Origin of the sequence: Pseudomonas putida, from assembly GCF_050989985.1 — a bacterium.
GTDB lineage: Bacteria > Pseudomonadota > Gammaproteobacteria > Pseudomonadales > Pseudomonadaceae > Aquipseudomonas > Aquipseudomonas putida_AI.
Genome location: NZ_CP158815.1, coordinates 3,080,520 through 3,096,411 on the forward strand (window position 1 = coordinate 3,080,520; position 15,892 = coordinate 3,096,411).

Genomic DNA, 15,892 nt, shown 5'->3' on the forward strand with positions numbered 1-15,892 from the left:
CCCCGGGGTCGTATCAGCAGCTATTGAATGAACAAAGGCTTCCCATGAGTGAAGATGCACAAGATGTAGTACTCGTCGTCGAGGACGAGCCGGTAATCCTGATGGTGCTGACTGATTATCTATCGGGGCAGGGGTATCGCGTGCTACAGGCAGAAAACGGCGAGCAGGCCTTCGAGATCCTCGCCAGCAAACCCCATCTGGATATGTTGATCACCGACTACCGCCTGCCGGGCGGCATCTCCGGCGTGCAGATCGCCGAACCCGCGGTCAAGCTGCGACCGGACCTCAAGGTGATTTTCATCAGCGGGTACACAAAGGAAATCCGCGAAACCGGCAGCCCGATCACCCTCAAGGCACCGATCCTGGAAAAACCCTTCGATCTGGATGTGCTGCAGGACATCATGCAGGACTTGCTGTCGTAACGATTGCGAGCCAGGCAAAGAACCTTGTGGGAGCGAGCCTGCTCGCGAAGATCTTGTGTGCACCGCGTTTTTCCAGGCAGTGCGCGTCATCGTTGGCGTCCATCGCGAGCAGGCTCGCTCCCACAAATGACCGCATTACCCTGTAGAAGCATCAGGCCCTGACCATCTCCCGCACCTTCGCCGTCAACAAATCGAAGGTGAACGGCTTGGTGATCATCTGCATCCCCGAGTCCAGGAAACCGGCCCGCACGGCCGCATGCTCGGCGTAGCCGGTGATGAACAACACTTTCAGTTCCGGTCGGTATTGCCGGCCGATTTCCGCCAGTTGCCGGCCGTTCATGCCCGGCAGGCCGACGTCGCTGATCATCAGGTCGATCCGTTGCTGCGAGTCGAGGATCGGCATCGCACTGTCGGCATCACCGGCTTCGTAAAAGGCATAACCCAGTTCGCTCAGCACTGTGCAGACCAATACCCGCACGGCGGGATCGTCCTCGACGATCAGCACCGTTTCTCCGCGCTGGGCGAACAGCGGGTGCGGATTTTCCACCGGTTGGGCCTCCGGCAGTTCACCGCCGAAACGCGGCAGGTACAGGCTGACCGTGGTGCCTCGGCCCACTTCACTCTCAATGGCGACATGCCCGCGCGATTGTTTGGTGAAGCCATAGATCATCGACAGGCCAAGGCCGGTGCCCTGGCCGATGGGCTTGGTGGTGAAGAACGGATCGAACACGCGGTTGATCGTGGCTTGCGGTATGCCGCAACCAGTGTCGGTGACGCTGAGTACCACGTAATCGCCGGGTTCGAGATTTTTCTGGAATTGGGTGAAGTCGGCATCCAGGTATTGGTTCGAGGTCTTGACCACCAGATTGCCGCCATCGGGCATGGCGTCGCGGGCGTTGATCACCAGGTTGAGCAGGGCGCTTTCCAGTTGATTGGGGTCGGCCTCGGCCACCCACAGGCGCTCGCTCAGTTGCATGTCCAGGTGAATGCTTTCGTCGATGCTGCGCTGCAGCAGTTCCCCCATGGACACCACCAGGGTATTCATTTCCACGGGTTGTGAATCCAGGGATTGGCGGCGGGAAAACGCCAGCAGGCGGTGGGTCAGGCCTGCTGCGCGGTTGGCGGAAGTCACGCCAAGGTCGATCAGGCTTTCCAGATCCTCCAGACGCCCCCGGGCCAGACGCCGACGCAACAACTCCAGGCTGCCGATGATCCCGGTGAGCATATTGTTGAAGTCGTGGGCGATACCGCCGGTGAGTTGGCCGACCGCTTCCATCTTCTGCGACTGGCGCAGCGCCTCTTCGTTGTGGCGCAACTGCGCGGTGCGCTCTTCAACCTGCTGCTCCAGGGTTTCCAGGGTGATTTGCAGGCGCTGCTCGCTTTGGCTCAAGTCGATGAGCCGATCCCTGGCTTCGTACTGTCGTCGACGTCCGCGCAGGGCGGTGGTCACCAGGCTGATCAGGGTCACCGGATGAAAAGGGCGTTCAAGGAAAGTGACGTTGCCCAGTTGCGACCCGAAACGCGATGTCGGGTCTTGCTCGGGACCGCCATGGTGGGTCAGCAATACGATGGGCAGGTCGGACCACGCAGGTTGCTGTTCGATGTGTTTAAACAGGGGGTCGAGGTCCTGGCCCAACAGCGCTTCGGAGGACACCAGCAACAAACCGGCGCCGTGCTCAAGTTCAGCGCACACTGCGCGAATATCGCCGCTGATGACCCCGTCGAAGCCCGCTTCATTGAGCAGCATCAGCGCAATCTGGCTGTCGCGGCCCAGCGGCGCGAGGATGATCGCGCGCTCGGACGTCCCCTTTTGGATCATCACAAGCGGTCATCCGCCAGCAAGGGCAGGCTGGCCCCCAAATAGGTCGGCACCCCGCGCAGTACGCCTTGGAATGCTTCCAGCGGTTCACCGATGGTCATGCCCTGGGAGCTGATGCGGTATTCGCGGATGGTGGACTCATGGGTGCCGGTTCGTTTCTTGATGATCGAAATGGCCCGCCGAACTTTGCCCAGCGCTTCGAAGTAACGCAGCAGGATGACCGTATCGGCCAGATAGGTGATGTCCACCGGTGCCTGCATGTCGCCGACCAGACCATGTTGCGCGACGGTCATGAAGGTTGCGGCACCTTTACGGTTCAGGTACAGCAGCAACTCGTGCATGTGTAGCACCAAGGCGTTTTCTTCGGGCATGGCGGCCTGGTAGCCGTTGATGCTGTCAATCACCACGGTCTTGATATCGCCGCCATCCACGCAGCGACGCACCCGATGGGAAAACTCGCCGGGGGACAGTTCGGCGGCATCCACTTGCTCGATCAGCAGGTTTCCGGTGTCTTGCAGCGCCTGCAGGTCGATGCCCAGGTGCTTCATGCGCTCGAACAACAGGCCCAGTTCTTCGTCAAAAACGAACAGCGCGGCTTTTTCACCCCTGGCCACGGCGGCGGTGGCGAAAATCATCGAGATCAGGGATTTGCCGGTACCGGCCGGACCGAGAATCAGGGTGCTGGACCCCGTCTCGATGCCACCGCCCAGCAGGGCGTCCATTTCCGAGATGCCACTGGTCAACTGCTGCCTCAAATAGCTGCCGCGATGCTCTGCCGCCACCAGGCGCGGGAAGACATGCACGCCATCGCCCATGATGGTGAAGTCATGAAAGCCGCCCCGGTACTTCTGGCCGCGGTATTTCACCACCCGGATACGCCGCCGCTCGGCGCCGTAGTTGGGCGTCAGTTCCTCCAGGCGAATCACCCCGTGGGCCACGCTGTGCACGGTTTTATCGAGGGATTCGGTGGTCAGGTCGTCCAGCAGCAGGACCGTGGCGTCGTAGCGCACGAAGTAGTGCTTGATCGCGAGGATCTGTCGGCGATAGCGCAGGGAGCTTTGCGCCAGCAAACGGATCTCGGACAGGCTGTCGAGGACCACGCGGGTCGGCTTGACCCTCTCGACCACTTCGAAGATCTGCCGGGTGGCCTCGCCCAACTCGAGATCCGACGAATACAGCAGCGTCTGCTGATGCTCTGCATTGAGCAGGTTTTCCGGCGGTGTCAGTTCGAAGATATGGACGTTGTCTGAAAGCTCCCAGCCGTGGGAACTGGCGCCCTGGCGCAATTCACGCTCGGTTTCGGACAGGGTGATGTACAGACAGCGTTCGCCGGCTTGGGCGCCAGCCAAAAGGAAGTGAAGGGCGACCGTGGTCTTGCCGGTTCCCGGTTCGCCTTCGAGCAGGAACACATGACCACGGGACAGCCCGCCATCGAGGATGTCATCCAGGCCTTCAATCCCGGTGGCGGCTTTTGCGCTGATGAACTCGTTGGATGTAGACAAAAAATGCCCTCTCTTGATCAGGGGAACGAGGCAGCGGGGGCCTTGGGCCGAAATGGGCCGCCTGTTCACTTGACCTTTGGTCGAGATGAGCGTTCAAATTTTTGTGCCGGGAAGTGCTTACGAACCTGTAGGAGCGAGCTTGCTCGCGATGGACGCATAGACGCCGAGGGGTGTCAGACTTCCCGCGTAAACGTTCACGACCATCGCGAGCAGGCTCGCTCCTACAGTTTTTTGGTGTCAAAGACCCTGCTGAAGCGCCGGGTCGTCAGGGTTTTGCTGTTCAAGCTGCGCCAGCAGGATCTGCACGTTCTGCAGCTGCCCGCTTTCCTTCCAATAGTTGATCAACAGCACTCGAGCCTTGCGGTCATTGGGATGGCGCTGGACGATTTCCTGCAACTGCTTTTGCGCGGCCTCCAGTTCCTGCTCGCCGTGCAGGGTGGTGGCCAGGTCGTAGCGATAATCCTTGTTGTCCGGCTCAAGCTCCACGGCCTTGGACAGGCCGAGCAGGGCGAATTCGTTTTGACCGTGATGCAGCAACCAGAGCCCCAGGGCATGTTGCAAGTAAGCGGAATCGGGCTGCGCCTTCAGCTGTTTGGCCAACAAGTCCCGGGCGGCTTCGCTTTGACCCTGGCGGTCCAGCACCTCGATCTGCATCACCAGCGCCGGCAGGTTGTCCGGCGCCAGTTGCAAGGTTTTGTCCAGTTCCTGCTGTGCCTCTTTCAGTTCGGCGTTATGTAAATGCAGGCGCGCCAGTTGATAGTGATTGTCGGCACTCTCCGGAGCGCTCTTGAGCACTAGCTGCCAGGCGTCGATGGCCTGTTCCAGCGGGCCGAAATACAACCCCAGGTCATCCGGCGACAACCCCAGCAGGGCATTGACCGCCGCCAGCCGGACGCTCTGATCGCTGTCATCGAGCAGCGGCCCCAGCAGCAGGCTGCGCTGGCCGCTGGGCACCAGGCCGCTGATGCTCTTGATCGCCGCAATGCGCACTTCGGGCTCTTCGTGCTGCAAATCCGCGTCTGCCAGTTTCAGGGCCACGGAGCTTGGGTAGTTGGGCAGTTCTGCATGCAGCCAGACGCGCCGCTTTGGCGAAATATCCGGGCGAGCCAACTGCTGATACAGCACCCGCGCGGCCCCCGGTTGCCCGTTGCGTGCCGCCGTCAGCGCTTCGCTGAAACCACGCTTGATCGCCTCGGGCACCACGGGGGCGGAGCTACGCATGAAAAACCATGCAAGGCCGACGATAAACAGGGCGCAGAGGCTGATGAGCAGGTAGCGGCGGGACTTGGGCATGCAGAATCCGGGAGCTGGTAACTTTTTGCAAAGTGAGCAGCTTCGGTCAGGCAGGGCCGGGAGTCAAACGTTCAATCGGCAAATGCAACCCTGGTATCTGCAGAGCCCTTGTAAATTGTTGCCTTAGAGGAACGAAGAATGGAACTCACTGGCAGGTTTCGTGGCCGTCGATACCTGCCTCGTCTCCCAACAATGGCTACGCTTTGTGGACAGCCCGCCACGAGCATGCCCATGCAAGCGCTGTTGCAGTATTTCAAGGCAATCATCCACCCCGGCCCCGGGGTGTTGCTGTTTGCCTTGAGAACCATCACCGCCGGCTTGCTGACCCTGTACCTGGCGTTCCTGTTCGACCTCGACCAGCCCAAGTGGTCGATCATGGCGGTGGTCATTGTCAGTCAGCCGCTGGCCGGCATGGCCCTGGCCCGCAGTTTCGGCCAGGTGATCGGTACGACACTGGGCGCGGCGGTGGCGGTGGTGATCATGGCGATATTTCCCCAGGCGCCGGTGCCTTTCCTTATTACGTTGTCGCTGTGGCTGGCGTTGTGTACCGCCGGTGGCACGCTGTTGCGCTACACCAGCTCCCAGGCATTCGTGCTCAGCGGCTATACGGCGGTGGTGGTGGGGTTGCTGGCGGTGCCGGATCAGGACGGCACCTTCCTGCTGGCGGTGACCCGCGTCACAGAGACGCTGCTGGCGGTCGCCTGCGTCTGTGTGGTGAGCCTGCTGACTGCGCGGCCGGAAGCGGTGGCCAAGGATTATTTCGCCAGGATCGATCAGGTCATCAAGTTGCTCGCGACCCACGCCTGCGCAGTCATTCGTACCGAAGAAAGCGAGGAAGATTTCAACCGTCGGCAGATGCAATTGCTCGGGCAGATCAGTGCGCTGGAAGGCGTGCGTCGGCATTTGTATTACGACGCGCCGCGTTTGCGCAGTGCCGACGACCTGGTGCAATTGCTCGGCAATCAACTGCTGTTGCTGACCGCGCGGCTGACTGCCTTGCGCCACCAGCGGGAACTGTTACTGGCGCGCTGGCAGGGCAGTCTTCCCGAGGAAATCCAGCACCTGCTCAGCGAAGAGCTGGTGTTTCTCGACGCGCTGGCGCAACAGGGCCGAGCGCTGTCCAGCGAGCAGCGACATCAATTTGTCACCTTGCAGCAGCGTTTCGATGCGCTGGCTTACCGGGCCGAACAACTGACTGAACCCTTGAAACCCACCTTGCGTTCGTTGTCCTGGTCACTGCGCTGGGAGCAGGCGCGCATGTTGCAGCAGCTGGAAACCATCCTGGAACTGGCCGATGCGATCCAGAGCGGACGCAAGGCCAGCAGCATGTATCGCGGCCAGGCCAACCCGTTGCATCTGGATTTCACTCTGGCGGCGATGAACGCCATTCGTGCCTATTGCGCGCTGATGGTGGCGGGCCTGATCTGGATCGAGACCGGCTGGGACGGTGCCCGGGGCGGGATGATCGTGACCGGAATCCTGTGCTCGCTGATGGCGACTTTCCCTCGACCGTTGCTGGCCGCACAAAGCTTCGCCAGGGGGCTGGGAATAGCCTTGGTGGCGTCGGCGCTGCTGCAATTCGCCCTGGTGCCGATGATCAGCAATTTCGAACTGCTGGCCTTGCTGTTGGCGCCGTTGCTGTATGCCGTCGCCGTGGGATTGTCGACCCCGCCCACCACCGGTACCGGGATCGGCCTGGGGCTGATCACGCTGTTGATGCTGGGGCCGCAGAACACCGGGTTAGGGCAGAACACGGCGATCCAGTGGTTCGAATTTGCCGGCGCCTACGTGTGCGCCGCCACCCTGGCGCTGAGTGTGTACGCCTTGATTTTCCCCTTCAGGCCTGTGCTGCGCATGCGCCGCTTGCACCAGGAAAATTGCGAGCAGGTCTACGCCTTGCTCAAGATCCCGCCCACCGATCAAAACCAGTTTGCCTTCGAAAGCCGCATGGTCGACCGCCTGACCATGATGCTGGGCCTGTTGCCGGCGATTACCAACCAGTCGGCGCGGGATCTGTTTCAAGTCAGTCTCGGCTGCCTGGCGCTGGGTATCGCCTTGAACCAGCTCAGGCAGCAGTCACAGAACAACGTCCTGTTGAGCCCGCAAATGCAAACCCGGCTATCGGCTACCGTTCGCGAGACCGGGCGCCTCGTGGCCGGTCGACCGGACATTGCCGTCGATGCCGTGCTCGGCGACCTGCATGCGCTCGGCGATGAGCTCGATACGCTGCACTCCAGCGTCCATGAGCACTTGTGGTCGGTATTTCGCATGCGCGTGGCGCTGCTGATCGTGGTGTCGTTCCTGGAACGCCACCGTCGCCACTTCGAACCCGTCAATACGCAACAGGGAGTGCCGAGCCTTGCCCATTGATCTGGAACTGGGCGGTGTCTACCTGCCGCCGATTGCCCAGGCGCTGCTGCTGGGCCTGCCGATTTTCCTGGTGCTGGACTGGGTCCTGCGGCGCCTGGGCGTGTTGCAGTTCGTCTGGCATGAAGCCTTGTTCGAAGGCGCCTTGTATGCCTGTGTGTGCGCGACGCTGATTCTGGTGATGGGAGCCTGATGCCTTGAAGAAGATTCTTGCCCAACTCACGACACTGGCGGTGGTGGTACTGGCATTCGTGCTTGGCTGGTTTGCCTGGGAGCATTACACCCGTGCGCCCTGGACCCGGGACGCGCGGGTGCGGGCCGATGTGGTGACCTTGTCCGCCGATGTCGCGGGGCGCATCGTCAATCTCGGCGTGCAGGACAATCAGCACGTGGAGAAGGGCCAGTTGCTGCTGGAAATCGACCCCTCGCGGTATGCCCTGGCAGTGGATCACGCCAAGCGTTCGGTGGAGGTGGCGAAGGCCGCGCTGGGACAATCGGAAGCCACCATCGTCGCCAGCCAGGCGCTGCTGCGCCAGCGCCAGAGCGAGGAACGCCGGCGCCGGACCCTCAAGGAACGCTCGGCGATCTCCGGCGAAGAGTGGGAAAAATCCAGTACCGACGTGTCCGTGGCCCAGGCCGATCTGCTACGCAACCAAGCCAATCTGGGATTCGCCCAGGCCAACGTGCAACTGGCGGTAGCCGCCCTGGCCGAGGCCGAGCACGACCTTGAACGCACCCGGGTCGAGTCACCGGTCAGCGGTTATGTCACCAATCTGCTGACCCGCCAGGGCGACTACGCCACTGCGGGTGGGCCGTTGGTGGCGCTGGTGGACAGCGATTCGTTTTACGTCAGCGGTTACTTCGAGGAAACCAAGCTGCCGCGCATAGGCGAGGGCGATCGGGTGGACATCGAATTGATGAGCGGCGAACGCTTCGGCGGCACCGTGGAAAGCATCGCCTTTGCCATCGCCGACCGCGAAAACCTCCCCGGCGGCCGATTGCTGGCCAACATCAATCCCAGCTACACCTGGGTCAAACTGGCGCAGCGGGTGCCGGTGCGGATCAAGATCGATGCCGACTATGCCGGCAAAGAGAAACTGCGGGCCGGGACGACGGCCACCGTGACCGTCCGGGAAAACCACAATTCCCAGGATTAGCGCTAACCCCTGTGTAGGAGCTGCCGAAGGCTGCGATCTTTTGATTTTGTTTTTTAAGATCAAGATCAAAAGATCGCAGCCTTCGGCAGCTCCTACAGAGGTTGTTGGCGCTGGTGGAGCAAAAAAAGCCCCGCGACCAAAAAGTACGCGGGGCAAAGAAATTGGTTGGTTGCGGCCAACCAAAGGAGCTCTGTTCAGGCCGCTTATTTGCTGGCGAACGTCTCCGGTTGCCAGCCGCCACCCAGGGCCTTGTAGATGGCGACGATGCCGCGATACAGGTCGATTTCTGCCAGGGCCTGGGTGTCTTCCGCCGCCAGGCGTTCACGCTGGGCGTCGAGCAACACGAGGAAATCGGCGGTGCCTTCGCGGTAGCGGATCTCGGCCAGGTCGGCGGCCGAGCGGCTGGATTCGCTCTGGCGAATCAGCGAAATCAAACGCTGTTGGCGCTTGTTGTAGTCGCTGAACGCGTTTTCCGATTCCTCCAGGGCCAGCAGCACTTGCTGCTCGTAGGTCGCCAGGGCGCCTTCGGCATCGGCATCGGCGCCGCGGATGCGGGCTTTTACGCTGCCCAGGTCAAACGCCGCCCAGGTGATGCTCGGGCCCAGCGCCCAGGCATTAGCTGCCGAAGAGCCGATCTGCGAACCACGCCCGGCGGTCCAGCCGAGGAAGCCGCTGAGGCTGACGCGAGGGAACAGGTCAGCCTTGGCCACACCGATACGCGCCGTGGCCGAGGCCAATTGGCGTTCGGCACTGAGGATGTCCGGACGACGCTGCAGCAGTTCGCCCGGATCACCAATCGGCAAGGCCTTGGCAATCGCCGGCAAGTCTTTGGGGCTCAGGTCCACGGTCAACTTGTCCGGACGCTCACCCAGCAAGGTGGCGATACGGTTTTTCTGCCGAACCTGCTCGGCCTGCAGTTGCGGCACGCTGGCTTCGACCGAGGCTAAACGGGCATCGGCGCGCTCCACGTCGAGCTGATCGCCCACACCGGCATCACGCAGGCTGATGGTGATCTTGCGCGACTCCTGCTGGTTCTGCAGGTTGGCCAGGGCGATTTTTTCCCGCAGTTGCGCACCGCGCAACTGACCGTAGCTGTCTACCAGTTCGGCAATCATGGTCACTTGCAGCTGATACAGATCAGCTTCAAAGGCCTGCTGCTCGGCATTCGCCGACTCCAGGTTGCGCTGGATACGGCCAAACAGATCGATCTCCCACGCCATGTCCAGGCCCAGGTCGTAGCGTTCGCTATTGACCCGGTTGGTGGTCTGCCCCGGAATCTGCCCCTTGCCCAGATCGCTGCTGACGCGGCTGGTCACAGTCGGCATGGCGTCATTGCTGACGTCATCGCGAATGGCCCGGGCCGCTTTCCAGCGGGCGAAGGCGACGCGCAGGTCACGGTTGCCCTTGAGCGATTCGGTCACCAACTGGTTGAGGGTCGGGTCCTCGAACTGCTGCCACCAGATGCGTTCGAAGCGCGAGCGGTCGAAGTTCTTCTGGCCGGCCGCACCTTCGGTGGCCGTGGTGATGTTTGCTGGTGCAGTTGCTGGGGTCTTGTAGTCCGGGCCCACGGCACAGGCGCTCAGCGCCAGTACCAGCAGGCTCGGCAGAAAGGCTTTCAGACTCATTAATGCGACTCCAGTTGCGATTGCACTTTCAAGGCTTTGGCCGCTTTGCGTGCTTCACCACGCTCGACGAAGTTGCGAATCAGTACGTAGAACACCGGCGTCAGCAACAGACCGAAGAAGGTCACCCCGAGCATCCCGGAGAACACCGCCACACCCATGGCGTGACGCATTTCGGCACCGGCACCGCTGGAGAACACCAGGGGCACCACACCCATGATGAACGCGAAGGAGGTCATCAGGATCGGCCGCAGACGCAGGCGGCAGGCTTCCAGTACCGCAGCCAGCGGGTTCATGCCTTCGAGCTGTTTATCCTTGGCGAACTCGACGATCAGGATCGCGTTCTTACAGGCAAGCCCCACCAGTACGATCAAGCCGATCTGGGTAAAGATGTTGTTGTCGCCACCGGACACGATCACCCCGGTAATGGCCGACAGCAGGGTCATCGGTACGATCAGGATCACCGCCAGAGGCAGGCTCCAGCTTTCGTATTGCGCGGCGAGCACCAGGAACGCCAGCAGTACGCAGAGCGGGAACACGAACAGCGCGGTGTTGCCGGACAGAATCTGCTGGTAGGTCAGGTCGGTCCACTCGTAGGTCATGCCGTTTGGAAGTTCTTCCTTGAGCAGTTTCTCGATGGCTTTTTCGGCCTGGCCGGAGCTGTAGCCGGGGGCTGCCGCACCGTTGATTTCAGCGGTGATGAAGCCGTTGTAGTGCATCACGCGGTCCGGGCCCGAGGTATCGCTGACCTTGATGAAGGTCGCCAGGGGGATCATCTCGCCTTTGTTGTTGCGTACTTTCAGTTGGCCGATCTGGTCGGATTCGAGGCGGAACTGCTGCTCGGCCTGAACGTTGACCTGATAGGTACGACCAAAACGGTTGAAGTCGTTGGCATACAGCGAGCCCAGGTAAATCTGCAGGGTGTCGAAGATGTCGCTGACGGCCACGCCGTGGGTCTTGGCTTTCTCGCGGTCGATGGCGGCATCGACCTGTGGCACGTTCACGGTGTAGCTGGTGAACAGGTTGGCCAGTTCCGGCACGTTATGGCTCTTGGCAATGATGTTCATGGTCTGCTTGTACAGCTCGTCGTAGCCCAGGTTGCCCCGGTCTTCGATTTGCAGGCGGAAACCACCAATGGTGCCCAAACCTTGTACCGGCGGCGGCGGGAAGATCGCCATGTAGGCTTCCTGGATCCCGGCGTACTGGCCGTTCAAGGCACCGGCAATGGCGCCGGCGGACATGCTCGGGTCTTTACGCTCATCGAACGGCTTGAGGGTCACGAACACGATGCCGGCGTTCGGGCTGTTGGTGAAACCGTTGATCGACAGGCCCGGGAAGGCTACGGCGCTTTCCACGCCCGGCTGCTTGAGTGCCAGGTCGGACATGCGCTTGATCACGTCTTCGGTGCGATCCAGGCTCGCGGCGTCCGGCAGTTGCGCGAAGGCCACCAGGTATTGCTTGTCCTGGCCCGGTACGAAACCGGTCGGCGTGCTGGAGAAACCGAAGAAGGTCAGCACCATCAGGCCTGCGTACAGCAGAAGGGCGATGCCGCTGCTGCGGATGACCCGGCGCACGGTGCCGACATAGCCATGGCTGGCCTTTTCAAAGAAACGGTTGAACGGACGGAACAGCCAGCCACCGAAGATCTTGTCCAGAATTTTGGAGAAGCGGTCTTTCGGCGCATCGTGGCCCTTGAGCAACACGGCGGCGAGCGCCGGCGACAGGGTCAGCGAGTTGAAGGCCGAAATCACGGTCGAGATCGCGATGGTCAGGGCGAACTGCTTGTAGAACTGACCGGTGAGGCCGGAGATGAACGCCGCAGGTACGAACACGGCACACAACACCAGCGCCGTGGCGATGATCGGGCCGGTCACTTCGCCCATGGCCTTTTTGGTCGCATCGAAGGGATTGAGCCCCAGTTCGATGTTCCGTTCGACGTTCTCCACCACCACGATGGCGTCGTCCACCACGATACCGATCGCCAGTACCAGGCCGAACAGCGACAGGGCATTGAGCGAGAAGCCGAACAGGTGCATGACGGCAAAGGTACCGATCAGGGATACCGGTACCGCGACCAGTGGAATGATCGAGGCACGCCAGGTCTGCAGGAACAGGATCACCACCAGCACCACGAGGATCAGCGCTTCGAAGAGGGTGTGAACCACCGCCTCGATGGAACCGCGCACGAAGATCGTCGGGTCATAGACGATGCTGTAGTCCATGCCTTGCGGGAAGCCTTTTTTCAGCTCTTCCATCTTCGCCCGAACCTCGTTGGAGATTTCGATGGCGTTGGAGCCAGGGCGCTGGAAGATCGGGATGGCCACGGCCGGCTGGTTGTTCAGCAACGAACGCAGGGCGTATTGGCTGGAGCCCAGTTCGACGCGGGCGATGTCCTTCAGGCGAGTGATTTCACCGTTGTCGCCGGCACGAATGATGATGTTCTCGAACTCTTCCTCGGACACCAGACGGCCCTGGGTGTTGATCGACAACTGGAAGCTCTGGGCATTCGGCGCCGGTGGCGCGCCCAGTTGGCCGGCGGCCACCTGGCGGTTCTGTTCGCGAATGGCGGTCACGACATCGGTCGCGGTCAGGTTGCGCGAAGCGGTCTTGTTCGGATCGAGCCAGACCCGCAGCGAGTAATCGCCCATGCCGAACAGCTGCACATCACCGACACCACCGAGCCGCGCCAGCTCATCCTTGATATTCAGGATGGCGTAGTTGGACAGGTAGAGCATGTCGTAGCGCTTGTCCGGCGAGGTCAAGTGCACAACCATGGTCAGGTCGGGAGACGCCTTGTCCACGGTGATACCGATGCGCGTCACTTCCTCGGGAAGCTTCGGCTCGGTGCGGGTCACGCGGTTCTGTACCTGCACCTGAGCGTTGTCCAGGTCGGTGCCCAGGGCAAAGGTGATGGTCAGGGTGATTTTGCCGTCGGCGGTCGACTGCGAGGACATGTACAGCATGTTCTCGACGCCGGTGATGGCTTGCTCCAGGGGAGCGGCCACGGTTTCACCGATGACTTTTGGGTTGGCGCCTGGGAAGTTGGCACGTACTACCACGGTCGGCGGTACTACTTCGGGGTATTCACTGATCGGTAGCTGGAACAGCGAGATGGCGCCGGCGATCAGGATCAGCAGCGATAGCACCGCTGCGAAGATCGGCCGTGAAATGAAGAATTTGGAAAAATTCATCGGAGTCGTTATCCCTTAACCGCGTGGAGTCACGGCAGCCACTTTTACAGCCGTACCCGGCGCGACCTTGGCAGGTGCGACTTGGGGCAGGTTGCTGGCTTCCAGTGCTTGTCGTTGTTGTGCCAGGGCCGCGAGGGTTTGCTCGCTGGCCATCGGGATGACTTCAGGGGTCACTGGCGAGCCAGGACGTACCCGCTGCAGGCCCTTGACTATGATGGTGTCGTCCTTGTTCAGGCCGTTGCGCACGATGCGCAGGCCTTCGATTTTCGGACCCAGCTCAACCGCGCGGTAAGCGGTCTTGTTGTCGGCATCCATCACGATCACGAATTTCTTGCCAAGGTCGGTTCCGACCGCTTCATCGTTGATCAGCATGGCGTTGTAGGTGCCGCTGCCCACCAGTTTCAGGCGTGCATAAAGGCCCGGGGTGTAGCTGCCGTCGCTGTTGTCGAACACCGCGCGGCCACGAATGGTGCCGGTTTTCGGGTTGACCTGGTTGTCGACGAAGTTCATCTGACCCAGGTGCGGGTTGCCGTCTTCGTTGGACAGTCCCATGTAAACCGGGGTGGTCGCACCGCGTTTACCCTGGCGAGCGAGCTGGGTGTACTTGAGGAACACACGCTCGTCGGCGTCGAAGTAGGCGTAGACCTTGTCGGTGGAAACCACGCTGGTCAGCGCGGTGGTATCGGCGGTCACCAGGTTGCCGGCGGTGATTTCAGCACGGCTGACGTGGCCGCTGATAGGCGCGGTGACGCGGGTAAAGCTCAGGTTCAGTTTCGCCAGATCCAGCTGGGCCTGAAGGGCGCCTACTGCGGCGCGGGCTTCCTGGGCAGCACTGGTGCGCGAATCGGCCAGCTCGGCGGAAATCGCATTGCTGGTGCGCAGGCGCTCACCGCGCTGGGCTTCGTTTTCGCTGCGGGTCGCATTGGCGCGGGCCTGGGCAACCAGGGCTTCGAGGCGGCGGACTTCGGCCTGGAACGGACGCGGGTCGATCTGGAACAGCAGGTCGCCTTTCTTGACCAGCGCACCTTCGGTGAAGGCCACTTCATCGATCTGGCCGGACACCCGTGGACGAATTTCTACGGTTTCCGGGGCTTCAAGACGTCCGGTGAACTCGTCCCACTCGTTGACCGGTTGCTCCAGCACCTTGGCCACGCTGACCTTGGCTGCCGGCGGGGCTCCAGCGGTTTCGGGAGCCTTGCCGCACGCGCTCATCACCACCACGGCCAACAAAGCCAACGGGAAGCGCAAATGTTTGAGTGACTGTTCCATGGATGCATCCGCCAATGTATTGAGATTGGCGAATGATGCTCGGCGGGTGGGTATCGCACGAATCGAATGGGGCGAAGGTAACTATCATTCGGAATGATAGGAGGGCGGGGGCAGCTCTCTAGCCTGCGCCTTTTAACGGGGTGCGATCAATGGGTTTGCGGCAATTCTGTGTTGCCTGGAACGCATTAATCCATTGTGGGAGCGAGCCTGCTCGCGATGGAGGACCAGGCGCCGCGGGCATTCAGGCGGCCAGCGTTTTCGTTGACGACCATCGCGAGCAGGCTCGCTCCTACAGTCCCCGACTATCCCAGGCTATCCGGATCCCCGAAGAACATCTGAATCCGCGAGCGCAACCAACGCTCGCCCGGATCGTTGTCCTGCGACCCGCGCCATGCCATGTGCAGCTCGAAACTGCGCACCGGCAACGGCGGATCTTCAGCCCGCACACCGCCAGCTGCCGTCAGCGCATCGGCCGTGTAGTCCGGCACGGTGGCGACGATGTCGGTGCCGGAAAGGAGGGTGCTCAGGCCGTTGAATTGCGGTACGGCGAGGACCACGTGGCGTTTGCGCCCGAGTTTTTCCAGCTCTTCATCAATAAAGCCGCTGAGGTCGCCGGCGAAGGACACCAGCGCATGGGGCCGCGCGCAGAAGTCGTCGAGGCTCAGGGGACCGGGTACGGAGTCGGCGCGCAGCAGTTTTGGCGAACTGCGGCGCAGCACTTTGCGCTTGGCGTTCGCCGGCAGGTCGGTGGTGTAGCTGACGCCGATGGAGATCTCGCCGGAGGCCAGCAATCCTGGCATCAGGATGTAGTTGACCCGCCGCACCACCAGCACGATCCCCGGCGATTCGGCGCGCAGGCGCTTGAGCAGCATCGGCAGCAGGGCGAATTCGACGTCGTCCGACAGCCCGATGCGGAATACCGCGTTACTGGTGGCGGGATCGAAATCGGCTGCACGGCTGACGGCGGTGGAGATTGAATCCAGCGCCGGAGAGAGCAGGGCGAAGATTTCCACGGCTCGCGCGGAAGGCTCCATGCTGCGGCCGGTACGGACAAACAACGGATCATCGAACAGCCCGCGCAGGCGCGAAAGCGCCGCACTGATGGCCGGTTGACCGAGGAACAGCTTCTCTGCAGCACGGGTCACGCTGCGTTCGTGCATCAGGGTTTCGAATACGATTAACAGGTTCAGGTCGACACGACGCAGGTCATTACGATTCATCTGGAGTCCTGGCAGAGTCAGCAAACTTGA

11 protein-coding genes are annotated in these 15,892 nt (G+C 61.5%); 4 read left to right on the forward strand and 7 right to left on the reverse strand.

Annotated features, from left to right (window positions below; all coding sequences use genetic code 11):
- The first annotated feature begins 44 nt into the window (after positions 1-44).
- Positions 45-422 carry a response regulator gene (locus tag ABTV29_RS14325; protein ID WP_433771261.1) on the forward strand — a complete coding sequence of 126 codons (378 nt, stop codon included), beginning with the start codon at positions 45-47 and terminating at the stop codon, positions 420-422.
- Between the two features lie 151 nt (positions 423-573).
- Here ABTV29_RS14325 and ABTV29_RS14330 read toward each other — a convergent pair whose 3' ends face one another.
- The 3 genes from ABTV29_RS14330 to ABTV29_RS14340 all read right to left on the reverse strand — a co-directional run bounded on the left by ABTV29_RS14330 (position 574) and on the right by ABTV29_RS14340 (position 5,036).
- Positions 574-2,241, reverse strand: a complete 1,668-nt coding sequence (locus ABTV29_RS14330) for a response regulator (protein WP_433771877.1) — start codon at positions 2,239-2,241, stop codon at positions 574-576.
- Complete coding sequence (locus ABTV29_RS14335; protein WP_433771263.1) at positions 2,241-3,743, reverse strand: ATPase domain-containing protein; 1,503 nt, start codon at positions 3,741-3,743, stop codon at positions 2,241-2,243. The genes ABTV29_RS14330 and ABTV29_RS14335 overlap by 1 nt, the downstream gene beginning before the upstream one ends.
- Before the next feature lie 237 nt (positions 3,744-3,980).
- Positions 3,981-5,036 (reverse strand): tetratricopeptide repeat protein, encoded by a 1,056-nt coding sequence (locus tag ABTV29_RS14340; protein ID WP_433771265.1) that lies wholly within the window; start codon positions 5,034-5,036, stop codon positions 3,981-3,983.
- A gap of 231 nt (positions 5,037-5,267) precedes the next feature.
- Here ABTV29_RS14340 and ABTV29_RS14345 point away from each other — a divergent pair, with 231 nt between their 5' ends.
- From ABTV29_RS14345 to ABTV29_RS14355, 3 genes are read left to right on the forward strand one after another with little or no spacing between them, the layout of a single operon-like run.
- Positions 5,268-7,406, forward strand: a complete 2,139-nt coding sequence (locus ABTV29_RS14345) for an FUSC family protein (RefSeq protein ID WP_433771267.1) — start codon at positions 5,268-5,270, stop codon at positions 7,404-7,406.
- Positions 7,396-7,596, forward strand: coding sequence for a DUF1656 domain-containing protein (locus tag ABTV29_RS14350; RefSeq protein ID WP_433771269.1), 201 nt, complete (start codon positions 7,396-7,398; stop codon positions 7,594-7,596). Before ABTV29_RS14345 ends, ABTV29_RS14350 begins: the two co-directional genes overlap by 11 nt.
- Before the next feature lie 4 nt (positions 7,597-7,600).
- On the forward strand, positions 7,601-8,560 hold the full coding sequence (locus tag ABTV29_RS14355) for an efflux RND transporter periplasmic adaptor subunit (RefSeq protein WP_433771271.1): 960 nt from the start codon (positions 7,601-7,603) through the stop codon (positions 8,558-8,560).
- 203 nt (positions 8,561-8,763) lie between these two features.
- On the opposite strand, the gene ABTV29_RS14360 is transcribed toward ABTV29_RS14355, so the two are convergent.
- The 4 genes from ABTV29_RS14360 to ABTV29_RS14375 all read right to left on the reverse strand — a co-directional run bounded on the left by ABTV29_RS14360 (position 8,764) and on the right by ABTV29_RS14375 (position 15,862).
- Positions 8,764-10,185, reverse strand: coding sequence for an efflux transporter outer membrane subunit (locus tag ABTV29_RS14360; RefSeq protein WP_433771273.1), 1,422 nt, complete (start codon positions 10,183-10,185; stop codon positions 8,764-8,766).
- The gene (locus ABTV29_RS14365; RefSeq protein ID WP_433771275.1) at positions 10,185-13,373 is read right to left on the reverse strand and encodes an efflux RND transporter permease subunit; all 3,189 of its coding nucleotides are present in this window, start codon (positions 13,371-13,373) and stop codon (positions 10,185-10,187) included. The genes ABTV29_RS14360 and ABTV29_RS14365 overlap by 1 nt, the downstream gene beginning before the upstream one ends.
- 15 nt (positions 13,374-13,388) lie before the next feature.
- Positions 13,389-14,642 carry a multidrug efflux RND transporter periplasmic adaptor subunit MexE gene (gene mexE / locus ABTV29_RS14370; RefSeq protein WP_433771277.1) on the reverse strand — a complete coding sequence of 418 codons (1,254 nt, stop codon included), beginning with the start codon at positions 14,640-14,642 and terminating at the stop codon, positions 13,389-13,391.
- A 302-nt stretch (positions 14,643-14,944) separates the two neighbouring features.
- Positions 14,945-15,862, reverse strand: coding sequence for a LysR family transcriptional regulator (locus ABTV29_RS14375; RefSeq protein WP_433771279.1), 918 nt, complete (start codon positions 15,860-15,862; stop codon positions 14,945-14,947).
- Between the last annotated feature and the right edge of the window lie 30 nt (positions 15,863-15,892).

Excerpts from the sequence above, each read along its gene's own strand:
- ABTV29_RS14345 (WP_433771267.1), top strand. The coding sequence starts at position 5,268 with ATGCAAGCGCTGTTGCAGTATTTCAAGGCAATCATCCACCCCGGCCCC.
- ABTV29_RS14330 (WP_433771877.1), bottom strand. The coding sequence starts at position 2,241 with ATGATCCAAAAGGGGACGTCCGAGCGCGCGATCATCCTCGCGCCGCTG.
- mexE (WP_433771277.1), bottom strand. The coding sequence starts at position 14,642 with ATGGAACAGTCACTCAAACATTTGCGCTTCCCGTTGGCTTTGTTGGCC.
- ABTV29_RS14375 (WP_433771279.1), bottom strand. The coding sequence starts at position 15,862 with ATGAATCGTAATGACCTGCGTCGTGTCGACCTGAACCTGTTAATCGTA.
- ABTV29_RS14340 (WP_433771265.1), bottom strand. The coding sequence starts at position 5,036 with ATGCCCAAGTCCCGCCGCTACCTGCTCATCAGCCTCTGCGCCCTGTTT.
- ABTV29_RS14365 (WP_433771275.1), bottom strand. The coding sequence starts at position 13,373 with ATGAATTTTTCCAAATTCTTCATTTCACGGCCGATCTTCGCAGCGGTG.
- ABTV29_RS14325 (WP_433771261.1), top strand. The coding sequence starts at position 45 with ATGAGTGAAGATGCACAAGATGTAGTACTCGTCGTCGAGGACGAGCCG.
- ABTV29_RS14360 (WP_433771273.1), bottom strand. The coding sequence starts at position 10,185 with ATGAGTCTGAAAGCCTTTCTGCCGAGCCTGCTGGTACTGGCGCTGAGC.